The following is a 14,807-nucleotide window of genomic DNA, read 5'->3' as shown; positions in this document are numbered from 1 at the left end:
CTCCTCCCAGCAAAGCTGGCCGGCGCTGGCTAGTCCAGCGTCAGGTTCAGCTCATCTTCGGCACCGAAACCCGCACCGTTGACATCAGTTTCGATGTCCTCGTCGCTGTTGTCGATAAGCTGCAGGTAAGCGGGGTAAATAATGGTGTCCATGATGTGCTCGCGGGTCGGCAGATCCACGAATGCATTGTTTAGCGCATTCGAGGTCAGTTCGAACAGCTCGCTGTAGCCGTAACCGAAGTTCTCCACCAACTCCATGCACTCCCGGGTCATGGAAGTCGCGCCAATCAGACGGTTATCCGTGTTGACCGTGCAGGCGAAACTCATATCGTCGAGAAGCGAGAACGGGTGATCCGCAACGCTGTCACAAACACCAGTCTGAACGTTGGAGGTCGGGCAGATTTCCAGCGGAATCTGGCGGTCACGAATAGCGGAGGCAACCTCCTGGCATTCGATGCCCTCGAGGGAAGCACCGAAGTCCTCGTAGATGCGTACGCCGTGACCCAGGCGGCGAGCACCTTGCACGACAGCATCCTGCAACGAATCGACACCGGCGTCTTCACCTGCGTGAATGGTGACCGGAATGAGGTTTTCCCGCAGCATGGTGAATGCTTCGGCATGGTTAGCCGGTGGGAAGCCGTTTTCCGGTCCAGCGATGTCAAAACCGACAACGTACCCGTCGGAGTTCTTCCCGTAGTTGTCGATGACCAGCTGTGCGACTTCCTTGGAATTGTCATTCTGGCGCATCGCACAGACCAGCAGACGTGCGGTGATGTGCTTTCCCTCAGCGGCGGCATGGGCTTCACCCTGCGCCAGGCCTTCGACCAGTGCGTCGATGACAGCCTGCATATCCAGGCCCTTTTCCAAATGGTTTTCCGGAGCCAGGCGCAGCTCAGCGTAGACGACGTTGTCGGCGGCCAGATCCTCGACGGCCTCACGCGCAACGCGCGTCAGCGACTCAGCGGTCTGCATGACGGCGCAGGTGTGCGCGAAGGCGGTCAGGTAGCTCGGCAACGAGCCAGAGTTGCCGGTGTCAATGAACCACTTCTCCAGTTCATCCACGTCGGTGGTGGGCAACTGATCGGTGTAACCGCAGTCCGCGGCCAGGTCGATAACGGTCTGCGGGCGCAGGCCGCCATCGAGGTGATCGTGAAGCAGTACCTTGGGCAGGCTGGCGACAACCTTGCGCATCTCATCGAGATTCGATGCCGAAGACTGTGTGTCCAGAGACTGAGCATCACTGTGCAAAGAATTAGTCATAATGGCCAGACTATCGGTACTGTGCCCTCCGCTTCTACTTCACTGCCGGTGAATCGTAATTCTGCTTTGTACAAAGGCTTCCGCTCCCCCGTTTTCCCCCATCCACACACGACGAATACGTCATTTCGGGTGACGTTTTACTACCCTTATTTCATCATGTTTCCCTCTCGCCGCTTCTCATCTGCCGTTACGCTGCTAGCTACCAGCGCTCTGCTTCTGCCGAGCACCGCCCCTGCAGCCATGGCGCAGAGCACCTCGCTTACCGACGACGCCCCGATTGTCGGTCCCGCACCTGATATCCGTGACACGGAGGGCTGCCCCTACAAGACCCTTCCACCAGCACCAGTGGATTCCTCTGAGGTTCCGGCTCCCGGCGAAACATCTCCCGCTCCACTTCCGGTTCCTCAAAAGCTGGCTGGAGGTAGCAAGATGTCCGCCTGCGGCATTGTCAGCGGTGAGGGGTTTGACGTTCCGAAGGACCTCTCCGCCTCTGCATGGACGGTGTTCGATTTGAAATCCGGCGATGTCCTTGCGGCGAAGGACCCGCACGGCCGCTACCGTCCGGCATCGATTATTAAGGTGCTGCTGGCGATGGAGGCAATCGAGAATTTGAAGCTCGACACCCCAGTCAAGGCGACCTTCGAGGACGCGAACATGGAGGGCTCTCGTGTCGGCATCGTCGAGGACGTGAACTACTCGGTAGAAACGCTCCTGACTGGTCTGCTGCTTAACTCCGGCAACGACACCGGCCACGCCTTGGCCCGCGAACTTGGTGGCATGGATAAGACCACAGAGAAGGTCAATGCCCTGGCAAAGAAGTTGGGGGCGACGGATACGCGAGTGGTCAACCCGACTGGTCTCGATGCTCCGGGACAGATGACGTCGGCATACGACATGTCACTGTTCTTCCAGCACGCATTCAACAATGAGATTTATCGCAAGCTCTCGGCCACCCGCCTGGCCACCATCCCCGGAGACAAGGCTCTCGAGGTCGATGACTTCGAAATCGCCAACGACAATCAGCTGATTGCCCAGGACTACCCCGGCGCCCTTGGAGGCAAGACCGGTTTTACCGACGATGCCCGTCACACCTTCGCTGGGGTGGCTGAGCGCGATGGCCGTCGTCTCGGCGTCATCGTTCTCGACGTCACGGTTGAGGATTCGCCGCGCCCCTGGGAGCAGGCGGCATCGCTTCTCGACGCCGGCTTCGCGGCCCCGCAGGACAGCTCTGTCGGTGTCCTCGAAGCGGAAGCGACTGAGGATAAGTTGGTAGAAAAATTGCCCGATATCCTGGACAACGAGTCAACAGGAACCGGGCTAAAAATTACTGTCAGCGCTGCCATCGTAGGTGTCATCGCATTGATTGCGATGGTCACCTACCGCTTCGGCAGACGCGATCGAGGCTAATTATTTCGAACCGAGCAGGCGGTTCAATCCGGACGGGTTGGCCGCTTCCGCACGGACGTTAATGACAGCAGGAGCAGGTGCATCCAGCTCCTCGTCGGCAAGCGCTTCTTCGGTCGTCGCGGTCCAGGCAGTGGCATACATAGTTATGCGCCAGATGAGGTAGAAAACGACCATCAAACCGATGACCGGACCGAAAACTGCACCGGCCGGGTTCGACAGGGCGTTGGAGAAGAAAACGCTACCGAGCTGCTTGACAACCTCAAGGCCAATCGCACCGATAATCGCACCCTTTGCCGCAGAGCGGAACGGGGCGCCCCCGCGCGGCAGGAAAGCGAGCATCCAGAAGAACAGCAGCCAGTTGGCAACGAGACCAATGGCGATGGCAATCAATCCCGCAATAATTGTGATTCCCGGGACATGAGCCAGACCAATCTTGTCCAGCAGGGACTGGGTCAGTCCGGAAGAGCCGGCTGCGGTGACAGCGAAGGTCAGCAGGATCATAACCAGCATGCCCAGCAGACGCAGCAGGTCGCGAACCTTTCCCACCACGAAGTTGCTAGCGCCCAGCGGGCGCTTCCACAGCTGTGTCACTGCGTTGGAGAGGTTGCCCATCCAACCAAGACCCGACCACAGGGTGGCAATGAAACCGACGGTGAAGACGCCACCTGCCTGATCGATCGCGCCTTCGATAATTGCGTTGATGGTGTCGCCCATCGACCCATCGATGGAGTCGGTGATAGCGGACTGGATTTGCTCAAGCAGCTGCTCATTGCCACGCAACACAAGCGCGAGGATGGCAAATGCCGTCATGATTAGGGGGAAAATCGACAGCACGGAGAAGTACGTGACAGCGGCGGCAAAAAAGTTACCGCCCTGCTCGGAGTAGCGCTCCTGCATCCGCATAACGTGATCGAACCACGCCCACTTTTCGCGGAGGCGGTCGATTGCGCTCGGTTCATCGGCGTGTACACGCTCGATGCCATAGCGGTCCGTTCTCTTCGGATCTTTTTGAGTAGAGGTTGCCATGTCCCCTACCTTAACGTGCCAGCTTTCGGTACGGAGACTGAAGCGCAGAGTCTACAGCTGAATTAACGGTTGGCGGCCTTCAGGAACCCGACTCGCTCGTACACATCTGCAAGTGTCTTGGCGGCAACTTCACGAGCGCGGTCAGCGCCTTCGGCCAGAATCCGCTCCAACTCACCGCGATCGACCATGAGCTCCTCATAGCGTGCACGCAGTGGCGTGGTGAATGCCTCCAGCGCATCTGCGGTATCGGCCTTCAGCTGGCCGTAGCCAGCGCCTTCGTAGCCGGCAACGAGCTCGTCGACAGGCTTGTCGGTCAACGCCGACTGAATGACCAGCAGGTTGGAAACACCCGGCTTGTTCTCACGGTCGAAGCGAATCTCTCCGTCATTGTCGGTAACGGCTGAGCGAATGCGCTTGGCGGAGACCTTTGGGTCGTCCAAGAGGTTAATAATGCCCTTCGGATTTGCACCCGACTTGCTCATCTTCGATGTCGGATTCTGCAAGTCGTAAATCTTCGCGGAGCCTTCCATGATGTGTGGATCCGGCACCACGAAGGTCTTCTTGTAGCGGGAGTTGAAACGCTGCGCCAGGTTACGCGTCAGTTCGAGGTGCTGGCGCTGATCCTCCCCCACCGGCACCAGCTGTGGGCGGTAGAGCAAGATGTCGGCAGCCATCAGCATGGGGTACGCGAACAAACCAGCGGAGGTGTGTTCCGCGCCCTGACGAGAGGACTTGTCCTTGAACTGCGTCATACGGCTGGCTTCACCAAAGCCAGTCAAGCAGGTCAACACCCATCCGAGCTCCGCGTGCTCGGGCACATGCGACTGCACGAAGAGAACCGACTTCTCCGGATCAATACCGAGTGCAATCAGCTGTGCGGCACCTGCGATAGTGCGCTGACGCAGCTCCTTCGGATTCTGCTCGACAGTGATGGCGTGCAGGTCTGGAATGAAGTAGTAAGCGTCGAAGTCATCCTGCAGATTAATCCAGTTCTTCAATGCACCCAGGTAGTTGCCCAGGTGGTAGGAATCTGCGGTCGGCTGAATGCCGGACAGAACGCGCTGCTTACGAGCACTCGGTGCAGGATTAGTTGCCTCAGGACCCTTGCTTTCACTCATAGCCAATAAGTCTAGCGCGAGGCCCGCAGTTGAGAGTCGACGACGTACCCGTTTCGACAACACCACGGGCTTTTGCAGGAAACCGACTGCCAAAAGCTAGCCCCGACGCCCCTCGTCCCCCTGCTCCACAAGCATTCGATCGGATAGCAATTTGACGGTGCGCGCCGCAGCGGCTGGCGATTCCTCGGGGTACAGTGCGCGCACCAACGTGATCGCTGGGCGAATGCCGTGTTCAGAGAGAACACGGCGAACACGCTCACGCTCCCCCTGGGTCAACTCGAGCGGGGCTACGGGTGGCCTGCGGGTGTAGGACACGACCATCACGGCTCCCAGCAGAACAATGAGTCCTAGGGAAATCCACAGTGGCCACGCGTAGGCAAAAGACAGCACGATAAACGCAACAATGACACCGGAAGTCACGACCACTGGGACATTGACAGCAGTGCCAGGGTCGTTCTGCAGACTCCGTGCGATGGCTTCCAAATCGGCCATCTGGTGCCGCTTGTTATCGCTCTCGCCGTTTTTCACTGGGGATGTCCTCTCCTTTCCTGGTCCGCACCGAGCTCGCTTCAAGTCCCGCGCAGATTCGCGCTTGGGTTTTACAGCGGCTGAAGTCCCATCAGTCCTTCTTCAAATCTTAGGCGCTCGCGTCCCAAGTGCCGAACTAACCCACAGGTATTATTGGACTAATTCAATTCTCTTATCCGTCAGGAGTCCCATGCTCGCTGCCATTGTGGTTGCCGTCTTCATCCTGCTGGTCCCAGGCGCAGTTCTCGGTTGGGCCAGTGGGCTACGTCCCACGCTCGCGTTGGCATCTGCCGGCCCATTAATGCTGGGTGTGACCGGTTTTTCCGCATGGTTGTCTCACGCGCTCGGGCTGGATTACACCTGGCTCTTCGTGGCCGGCATGTGGGCATGGTTCTGTGCTATTGGCTATCTGGTGCGCAGATTCGTCCCCCGAGCAACGCCCGAAGACGGCTTCGATTCCGGCGTTGTCACCGCGATGATTGTCGTCGGAGTTACGGTAGTCGGCTCGATGCGCGCCATGCTCGTGCTTAACGACGTCCCCGGCGGCCCCGGCGCTATCCGCGAAGCCTGGGACATGCTCTGGCATACCAACTTCCTCCGGTTCATTGACGAGCATGCAATAGCCTCGCCCACCGCGGCCGGTGACCTGATGAATCAGGAAACCGGGGCCGAAATGTTCTACCCCACCGGCTGGCATGCCATGGCGGCGCTGCTGCCCGGCTCGGTTTTCCTCGATTCCAACGTGTTTGCGTTCTTGGCCCCGGCGCTGCTTGTTCCCGCAGCAACTGCGGTGCTAGCCCGCACCGCAGTTGGTCCTAAGTGGGCGGCCTACGCCGGTCCCGCAGCTGCCGTCGCGACGCTGATGCTTCCGGAGATTTGGGTGGCTCTTTGGCGCACATCCTCCATGCCGTATCTGCTCGCGGTGGCCGCTTTGCCGGTTGCTGCGGCTTTGACCATGCGGGGCTATATTGTCCCCGCTACGCTTGCCCTGGTCGGCACGTTTATCACGCACCCGGCCGGCGCAATTGCTGCCGTGCTCTTTGTTGGCTTGTGGTTGATCACCCAACCGAGCGTCAGTGGCCTAGTTCGCACGCTAATTATCGGCGCGCTCGCTCTGGTGATGACTCTCCCGGCGGCTTTGTCCGCGAGGGGGCAAGGCGAATCCGTTGCGGGCTTTACCGGCCAAATTGAGATTTCCCGCTCCGAATCACTGTGGCGAACTCTGATCGGGTTTTCCCGCTATGCTGACGAACCCATCTTTTCCCGGACTGTTCTGGTTCTTGTGCTCATCGGCCTGGTGGTGGCGCTTGTCTCTCGCCTGCCAGACAGCCCATGGGCTCCGTGGCCGGCACTGGTTTTCGGGCTGCTCTTTGTGGTGTCCGATAGTGCGCAGTCCCGTTGGTTTGAGCCGTTCGGCACCTATCTGAAGTTTATTGGCACTTTCTTCTACGACATGCCGTACCGCATGCAGGCGGTTATGGGAATTCTGCGCGCAGTGCTGGTCGGCTACGCAGTCGCGGCTGCCGTTGTCGCGATTGTGGCTGCGGCGCAGTGGATCGTCGCAAAGCGAAATCAGCCGGTCAAATCGTGGAATCCTGCGCTGGCGATGGGGCTCGTAGCGGCACTGGCGATTGTGCCGGCAACCTGGGTGAGTGGGCCTGCTCAGCGCGATGCAATTCGCCAGAGTTTCGGAAGCACGTTTGTGACCGCTGCGGACATGGAAGCTATTGATTGGCTGTCCGCACAGCCGCATGCGTTTGAGGGGCATATTCTCAATGACCGTCGTGACGGTTCTGCGTGGATGTATGCCATCGCCGGACTGCCGACCCTGTTCCGCCATTTCTCCTTCTCTGACAAAACTGCCGAGGCGAGCAACAAGCTGCCGATAAACGTTGACCTGCTGGGCTCACATCCAGAGTTCGATGCCATGGCGAAGAAATTGGGAGTGCACTACATCATTAGTTCCCCGCCGGGTGTGAACACGGATGGCACGGAGGCGCTGTCGATGCGTTCCTGGGCATGGCACGCGCCGGGGCTCACGCCTGTGTATCACAACAGCTCGGTGATGATTTTCGCGGTCAACAAGATGTTTTCACCGGAAGAGTTGCACGCTGTTGTCAACAGTTCCCCACACCGCCCGGCGCGCCCCAATCCGCTGTGGATGCCTCCGCGCCAGCCAATCGTCCCCTCCCCCGACGAGGCTGTCGATCCGCTCGCCGGCGCGCACATCACCGTCGACTCTCGCCGCGAGGCCATCGAGGCTATCAACGCCGACCTGCCTCGCGCGCTGCGTTTGAGTGGGGATACTTCCGCTCACATCGACAGCATCGTGCAACGCGCCAGCGACAAGCTCCGTCAGCGCGGCGCAATCATTGGCGCGCATTCACTTGCCGACGACACTGCGAGCGCAGCCACCGTAATCGTCGGTCGCTCATCAGAGGGGCAGACCCTTTCTGGGGATAACATTGGCGATCGTGGTTTTTCGGTATCCGCTGTGGTGAAGTCTCTCGAACCTGAGGACGATGCTCCTGCCGGTTGGCAGTTGGCGGCGGGTGTTCGCGACGGAATGGTGTACCGAGGTTTCAATCCGCACAGCAGTTACAGCACAAACGGGGTGCCAACCGAGTTTCGCACCGGCCTGGCGCCGGCAGTGGCGGTGAACCAGAGTTCGCGGCCACATGCGCCGACAATTGCGCTATCGCTGGGAGCGGTGGGCGCTGAAAAACTCACCCGCGATTTGGCCGACCCCGCTATGCAGGACAAATGGGCCGACGCCATCGTTGACGGCATCGCCTCCATGTTGCGGCAGAACCGGCATCTCGTAACTGCTCCCGAGCCTGAGATAATCCCAGAGTTCGCTGACGTCGGAGCACACTAGTCCGCTCGGGGTTAGGCGTATGCCGGGTTTAGGCGTACTCCACGATCACCGGCGCGTGGTCCGTCCAGCGAAGGTCGTAGGCGGCAGGCTTATCCACTACCGAGCTGACAGCACGCTTGAGCATTGGTTCGGTTACCGCCTGGTAGTCGATCCGCCAGCCGGCATCGGTATCGAACGCCTTACCGCGGTAGGTCCACCAGGACCAGGGACCGTCGGCCTCTGGGTGCAGACGGCGAGTGACATCAAACCACACCGGATCTGCATTGAGCTTCGGGGCCTCCCACACAGAACCATCGGAGAAGGCACCGGATTCCAGCTCCTTGTCGCTGGCCTGTACCTGCGAATCCTGGGGAACCTCATCGGGCCAGCAGCCGAAGACCGAGTCCATCCAGGCACGCTCCTGCGGTAGGAAACCGCTCTTGCGGCGGTTGGTCTTCCAGTTCTTCAAATCCTGTTCGCGGTGGCAGATGTTCCAGTCGCCGCCGATGACTGCGTGGTGACCGTCGCGCCCCTTGGCACCCAGTTCGGCCAGGTAGTCGGAGAAGGCATCGAGGAAGCGGTACTTCTCATCCTGCTTCTCGCTCAGGGCAGCACCAGAGGGCAGGTAGAGGCTGGCAATCTGGACATCCACATCCAGGCCGGTGTCCGCTGCCGGGGCAACACCACTGATAAACCGACCGGATTCTTCGAACTCCTCGGAGCCGATGCCCACCTGGACGTCGTTAAGCGGAAAGCGCGAGAGAATGCCCACGCCGGCGCGCCCCTTGGCACCCAGGTTTTCAGCGCCGACCCAATGCCATCCGGCATCGAAAGCGGGCGCGAGGGCCTTGCGTGCCTGGTCGTCGGTGGCGCGGACTTCCTGCAGCAAAACGACATCGGAACTGGTGTGCTTCAGCCACTCCAGCAATCCCAGATTGGTTTCGCTGCGCTCCTTGACGGCGGCGCGGATGCCGTTGACATTGATTGTCGCGATTGTAAGGCTCATGCCCTCATACGTTACCTATGCGTGCACTACGCCTTGAAGACCCCTAGCGCAGTTCGATGCGCTCGGCCTTCTTCGCCTGTGAGCGGCGGTAAAGAACAATGGTCGGCAGAGCGATGAAGATAGCCAACATCGCCAACGTCGCGCCGCCCAAAGCCGGTGCGCGGTAGCCATAACCGGACGCAATGACCCAACCACCGAGCGCCGCTCCGAATGCGTTGGCCATGTTCAATGCGGCCTGGTTGAGTGCTGCCGCCAGCGTCTGTGCGCGACCGGCGACATCCATCAGACGGGTCTGCAGATTAGGCACCAATACCGATCCCAGCAGACCGATAAGGAGGAAGTTGATCGTGCCCAGCACAGCATTCTGTGAGGTGAAGTAGAAGACGCTGAGCATGATTACCATCAGCACCAACGCAACCATGATGCCCCACTCCCCGATGCGGTCGGAGAGCCAGCCACCGATGTAAGTACCGACAACCATGCCGATGCCATAGGCCATCAGCACAATCCAGATGTGGTTTTCGCTCATGCCCGCTTCGCGAGTCATAGTCCAGGTGATGTAGGTGTAAACCGCGAACATGCCGCCGAAACCAACGGTGCCGATTGCGACGGTCAGCAGCACCTGCGGTGTCACCAGAGCCGAGAGCTCATCCATCGGACGTGTCTTCGGCATGCGGTTCATATGCGGCACGGCGAACCACAGCGAAACAAATGCAATCAGCCCGATGACCGCGACAAACGCGAAGGCGCTGCGCCAACCGTAAATCTGTCCCAGCACCTGCGCGGCCGGCACACCAATCACAGTCGCCACCGACAACCCCACGCCCGACAGAGCCACCATCTTGCCGCGCTGTCCCGGCTTAGCCAGGGAGGCCGCCACCAGCGCCGCCACCGAGAAATACGCGCCGTGCGGCAGACCGGCAATGAAGCGCGAGACCATGACCGCTTCGAAAGAGCCCAGTGTGCCTGCCCAAACCGTGGCACCATTGCCGATGGTAAATGCCGCCATCAGCAGCAGGAGCATGCGCCTGCGCGGAATCGAGCCGGTCAGCACGGTAATTAGGGGTGCGCCCACGACAACACCGAGTGCGTACATCGAAATCATGCGCCCTGCGGCATCCTCATCACGTCCGAAGGCATCAGCGATGTAAGGCAGCAGGCCCATGGCCACAAACTCGGTAACGCCGATGCCGAATGCACCGACCGACAGAGCCACAATCACCAAGATTCGGCGTAGATCAGAGATGTCGTCCTGCACCGGAACAGGACGGCGATGCGAGCTAAACGCTCCCGCACGACGCGCACGCGGTTTGTGGTCGTCGTTGTGGGTTGTTACTTCGCTTGACGACGTCATTGCGACCGTCTCCTTTTCTCTTCTTACGCCAGTTGGTGGACTCTCAGTTCCCCTCGACTTTCGACCCAAGACGGGCTCCCAAAACCGTGAGGGGAGCCGCAAGGGAAAAATGAGACTCTACTCCGCAACACAAAAAATTCGCTATTTAATCCGCCTGTTCCCCGGGTATTTGTGCGCGGAATAACATCTACGGCCATTAGTGGAAGTCGCTCACTCAAGTTCTTCTAAACCATTTTGCAATCGGCATTGTTTGCCGAGGACTACCATTCCCTCCGAGCGCCACGGACTTCCTACCCATCGAGCGCTCCGGGTCTTCGATGCTTCCGTACTAGCTACCGGGTAAATTGTTTTAAAAGATATTTCGAACTGCAATACCGATAGGATCTTGATCCACTATGGGCGACCGCTATAACCTCTACGAGTCTCTGAAGCTGGATAGCGCAGCCAGCACCGAAGAACTCCATGCAAATCTTTCTAATCAGCTCTCCGAACTGCGAGATGCTGGCGTCTCGGAGTACTCCGGCGAGTTCCAGGAGAAGCTCACTGCGCTGCAGGTGCTTGGCGATGAGGGACGTCGTCGCGAATACGACGCTTTGCTGTCCGATGAGAACGCCACCATCACCATCGCGACGCTGCGCGAGCTGGCAAATCGCCCGGTACCCACTGCGCAGGAATCCTCGTTCCAGACGCAAACCCAGCAAGCACAGTGGTCCGCCCCGACTCAAACCAGTCCTGCGACAGTAACCACCACGGTGACCACGGATGTACCACCGCTGCCTGCAAACGCCACACTGCAGAACATGTGGCAGCGCATGCCACTCATCCCCCGAATCACTACCGGCTTGGTCGGTTTTTCAACTCTGATTGGCATCATCGCAGTTCTGTACGCAATCACGCTCGGCATCCAGGGCGCCAACGATCTCGGCAGCCTAGAGTCATCATTGGGGGGCACTTGGGATGACATCGGCTACATTATGGGCGCTGCAGCCGCCCTCGTTCTTGTCCCAGTCCTCTTACTGATGGGAATGATGCTTGTCACCTTGACCGCATACTGGATTCACTCCATCCTCCGCGGTGAAGACTCGACGGCACCAATCTTTTTCTGCGCCACCGTGGCACCACTGGCGTTGGCTATGACCATCATCCCCCTCCTGTTCTTGAGCTCCTGGGTGGATGTAGTCCTCTTCCTCGCAGGTGCCATGCTGATCGCGGCTTGCGTTCTTATGTTCCTCAAGGACATGCACGCATGGTTCCGAGGCCAGAAACTGGTCAGGACTACCCAGTCGGCCCCGGGGCAGGGCTATGCTCCGCAGTACCCACAGTCTCAGAACATTCAGGGCTACCAGTTCGGCCAGAACAATCCTCCGAACAATACGCAGAACTAACTAGGCTGCCCTGAACAACCGCGCCGGCGTGCACGACACCCCAGCGCGGTTTTTCGTATTTGAGGGGCCTGAGCGCTGGGACCGTCGTAAAGCGAAAAATGGAATGAAAAGCGGCGAATAAGCGACAAATAATAGCGCATTTCGTGACTTACCTCACATAATTGCGTTATTCATATCACTATCACTGTTTTTGCGCTATGCCCCGACACAACCCAGGATTCAAAACTGGGTTATCGTGGAACAAAACAGATAGGAGACATGAATTATGGCGACAATTATTTGGACCCGTACTGACGAAGCCCCTCTGCTGGCGAGCTACTCGCTGAAGCCAATCGTGGAGGCATTTGCAAGCCAGGCTGGTGTCAATGTTGAAACCCGCGACATCTCCCTCGCAGGCCGCATTCTGGCTCAGTTCCCGGAGCGTCTTTCGGACGAGCAGAAGGTAGAGGATGCGCTGGCAGCCCTGGGCAAGCTGGTCAAGGAGCCGGACGCCAACATCATCAAGCTGCCGAATATCTCTGCATCCGTCCCGCAGATTAAGCGCGCTGTCGCAGAGCTGCAGGAAAAGGGCTATGACATTCCGAAGTACAAGTCGCAGCCGGAAGGCGAGGAAGAGACCGCCGACCGCGCCAAGTTCGACAAGGTCAAGGGCTCTGCCGTTAACCCGGTACTGCGTGAGGGCAACTCCGACCGCCGCGCTCCGGAGCCGGTGAAGAACTACGCCCGCAAGCACCCGCACCGCATGGGCGCTTGGTCCGCAGACTCCAAGACCAACGTCGCCACCATGGCCTCCAACGACTTCCGCCACAATGAGAAGTCGGTTGTCATGCCGGCCGACGACAAGCTGACTTACCAGCTCGAGGCTAACGACGGCCAGATCATCACCCTGAAGAAGGAAATGCCGGTCCTCAAGGGCGAGATTATTGACGGCACGGGCATGAACGTCCACATCCTGGACAACTTCCTGCGCGCTCAGATTCGCCGCGCACAGCGCGAGAACATCCTGTTCTCCGTGCACCTGAAGGCCACCATGATGAAGGTCTCCGACCCGCTGATCTTCGGCGAGGTTGTCAAGGCCTTCCTGCCATCTGTTTTCCCGAAGTTCGAGTCCAAGCTGGCTGCCGCCAACCTGACTCCGGACAACGGCCTGGGCGCCATGCTCGATGGTCTGCACAAGCTTGACGACGCTACTGCGGCGGCCGTCAAGTCCGCTATCGAGAAGGACCTGAAGGAAGGTCCGGCCCTTTACATGGTCAACTCCGATAAGGGCATCACCAACCTCCACGTTCCGTCTGACGTCATCGTTGACGCTTCCATGCCGGCCCTGATCCGCAACGGCGGCAAGGGCTGGGGTCCGGACGGTGAGGAGCGCGACACCCTCGCAGTCATCCCGGACTCCTCCTACGCAGGCGTCTACCAGGCTGTTATCGAGGACTGCCGCGCCAATGGCGCCTTCGACCCGGCAACCATGGGCTCTGTCCCGAATGTCGGCCTGATGGCCCAGAAGGCTGAGGAGTACGGCTCCCACGACAAGACTTTCCAGATCCCGGTTGACGGTGTCCTGCAGGTCATCAACTCCGCTGGCGAGGTTCTGATTGAGCACCACGTCGCCGAGGGTGACATCTGGCGCTCCTGCCAGACCAAGGACGCCCCAATCCGCGACTGGGTGAAGCTGGCCGTCAACCGCGCTCGTATCACTGGCGACCCTGCAGTGTTCTGGCTGGACCCGCAGCGTGCGCACGACAACAACCTGATCAGCAAGGTCAACGAGTACCTGGCAGACCACGACACCGAGGGTCTGGATATCCGCATCATGGATCCGGTGTCCGCTACCAAGTTCTCCCTCGAGCGCATCCGCCGCGGCGAGAACACCATTTCCGTAACCGGTAACGTTCTGCGTGACTACCTCACCGACCTGTTCCCGATCATGGAGCTGGGCACCTCCGCCAAGATGCTGTCGGTCGTGCCGCTGATGGCCGGGGGCGGCCTGTTCGAGACCGGCGCAGGCGGTTCCGCACCGAAGCACGTCCAGCAGGTTCAGGAAGAAAACCACCTGCGCTGGGACTCCCTGGGTGAGTTCCTGGCACTGGCCGAGTCCCTGCGCTACGCCGCTGAGCATGACGACGACCCACGTCCGCGCGTCCTGGCTGAGGCCCTGGATAAGGCAACCGCTACCCTGCTCGACGAGGGCAAGTCGCCGTCCCGCAAGGCTGGCGAAATCGACAACCGCGGCTCCCACTTCTACCTGGCTCTCTACTGGGCACAGGAGCTGGCCAAGCAGGACGAGAACTCCGAGCTGAAGGAAGCTTTCGCCCCGGTTGCTAAGGCTCTCACGGAGAAGGAAGAGTCCATCGCCAAGACCCTGATTGATGCTCAGGGTTCCCCAGCTGATCTGGGTGGCTACTTCCTGCCGGACGATGAGAAGACCTCCGCAGTTATGCGTCCGTCCGCTGAGTTCAACGAGATCATCGACGGCCTGAAGAAGTAGGACTAGCTGCTTGCTCCTGGCTGGCCTAGTTGGCCCAGGCTGGCCTAGGCCGACCTAGGCTGACCGCCGGTTTCGGGCGATAGCCCCTCGCTCATGTTGCATTTGATGCACATGGCGCGAGGGGCTTTTTCTATGCCCTGACTTCCGTAACGGTCTTGACAGTACCCAGTGCTTTTCGGCGCTTTACGGTACCCTTCGCCCATACTCAGTCCCCTGTTTGGCTCACCTCGACACTCGGCACCGCAGCGCCCGATGCCCCGGCACCGCAGTGCCTCACCCCATGAGTTAGTGACTACCTTTATGACACTTTTGCCCGGTAGGTTCAGGCGGTGAATGCATCACCACTTTCGACCAGGAGAAGTAGTGAAGCAAACCCGCC

10 protein-coding genes are annotated in these 14,807 nt (G+C 59.4%); 4 read left to right on the top strand and 6 right to left on the bottom strand.

Going from position 1 to position 14,807, the window contains the following annotated elements; all coding sequences use genetic code 11:
- Positions 1 to 29: 29 nt before the first annotated feature.
- The gene (locus HMPREF1206_RS04305) at positions 30 to 1,259 is read right to left on the bottom strand and encodes an adenosine deaminase (protein WP_016422148.1); all 1,230 of its coding nucleotides are present in this window, start codon (positions 1,257 to 1,259) and stop codon (positions 30 to 32) included.
- Positions 1,260 to 1,415: 156 nt separating this feature from the next.
- Here HMPREF1206_RS04305 and HMPREF1206_RS04300 point away from each other — a divergent pair, with 156 nt between their 5' ends.
- Positions 1,416 to 2,666: a D-alanyl-D-alanine carboxypeptidase family protein gene (locus HMPREF1206_RS04300; RefSeq protein WP_180950687.1), complete on the top strand. Its 1,251-nt coding sequence runs from the start codon at positions 1,416 to 1,418 to the stop codon at positions 2,664 to 2,666.
- Here the strand turns inward: HMPREF1206_RS04300 and HMPREF1206_RS04295 are convergent, their stop codons facing one another.
- The 3 genes from HMPREF1206_RS04295 to HMPREF1206_RS04285 form a co-directional block, all read right to left on the bottom strand.
- Positions 2,667 to 3,692 (bottom strand): YhjD/YihY/BrkB family envelope integrity protein, encoded by a 1,026-nt coding sequence (locus HMPREF1206_RS04295; protein WP_016422146.1) that lies wholly within the window; start codon positions 3,690 to 3,692, stop codon positions 2,667 to 2,669.
- 62 nt (positions 3,693 to 3,754) lie between these two features.
- Positions 3,755 to 4,810 carry a tryptophan--tRNA ligase gene (trpS, locus tag HMPREF1206_RS04290; RefSeq protein ID WP_016422145.1) on the bottom strand — a complete coding sequence of 352 codons (1,056 nt, stop codon included), beginning with the start codon at positions 4,808 to 4,810 and terminating at the stop codon, positions 3,755 to 3,757.
- A 96-nt stretch (positions 4,811 to 4,906) separates the two neighbouring features.
- Positions 4,907 to 5,338: a hypothetical protein gene (locus HMPREF1206_RS04285; protein WP_016422144.1), complete on the bottom strand. Its 432-nt coding sequence runs from the start codon at positions 5,336 to 5,338 to the stop codon at positions 4,907 to 4,909.
- 190 nt (positions 5,339 to 5,528) lie between these two features.
- Here HMPREF1206_RS04285 and HMPREF1206_RS04280 point away from each other — a divergent pair, with 190 nt between their 5' ends.
- Complete coding sequence (locus tag HMPREF1206_RS04280; RefSeq protein WP_016422143.1) at positions 5,529 to 8,216, top strand: DUF6541 family protein; 2,688 nt, start codon at positions 5,529 to 5,531, stop codon at positions 8,214 to 8,216.
- A 28-nt stretch (positions 8,217 to 8,244) separates the two neighbouring features.
- On the opposite strand, the gene HMPREF1206_RS04275 is transcribed toward HMPREF1206_RS04280, so the two are convergent.
- Together HMPREF1206_RS04275 and HMPREF1206_RS04270 are read right to left on the bottom strand one after the other, a co-directional pair.
- Complete coding sequence (locus HMPREF1206_RS04275; RefSeq protein WP_016422142.1) at positions 8,245 to 9,201, bottom strand: exodeoxyribonuclease III; 957 nt, start codon at positions 9,199 to 9,201, stop codon at positions 8,245 to 8,247.
- Between the two features lie 43 nt (positions 9,202 to 9,244).
- The gene (locus tag HMPREF1206_RS04270) at positions 9,245 to 10,555 is read right to left on the bottom strand and encodes an MFS transporter (protein WP_016422141.1); all 1,311 of its coding nucleotides are present in this window, start codon (positions 10,553 to 10,555) and stop codon (positions 9,245 to 9,247) included.
- A 395-nt stretch (positions 10,556 to 10,950) separates the two neighbouring features.
- Here HMPREF1206_RS04270 and HMPREF1206_RS04265 point away from each other — a divergent pair, with 395 nt between their 5' ends.
- Both HMPREF1206_RS04265 and HMPREF1206_RS04260 read left to right on the top strand, forming a co-directional pair.
- Positions 10,951 to 11,940, top strand: coding sequence for a hypothetical protein (locus HMPREF1206_RS04265; protein ID WP_016422140.1), 990 nt, complete (start codon positions 10,951 to 10,953; stop codon positions 11,938 to 11,940).
- Positions 11,941 to 12,205: 265 nt separating this feature from the next.
- The gene (locus HMPREF1206_RS04260) at positions 12,206 to 14,428 is read left to right on the top strand and encodes an NADP-dependent isocitrate dehydrogenase (protein ID WP_016422139.1); all 2,223 of its coding nucleotides are present in this window, start codon (positions 12,206 to 12,208) and stop codon (positions 14,426 to 14,428) included.
- The last annotated feature ends 379 nt before the right edge of the window (positions 14,429 to 14,807 follow it).

This window comes from Corynebacterium sp. HFH0082 (assembly GCF_000411235.1).
GTDB classification, from domain to species: domain Bacteria; phylum Actinomycetota; class Actinomycetes; order Mycobacteriales; family Mycobacteriaceae; genus Corynebacterium; species Corynebacterium jeikeium_D.
The sequence above is the reverse complement of the archived record's forward strand: the minus strand, read 5'-3'. Positions and strand labels throughout refer to the sequence as shown.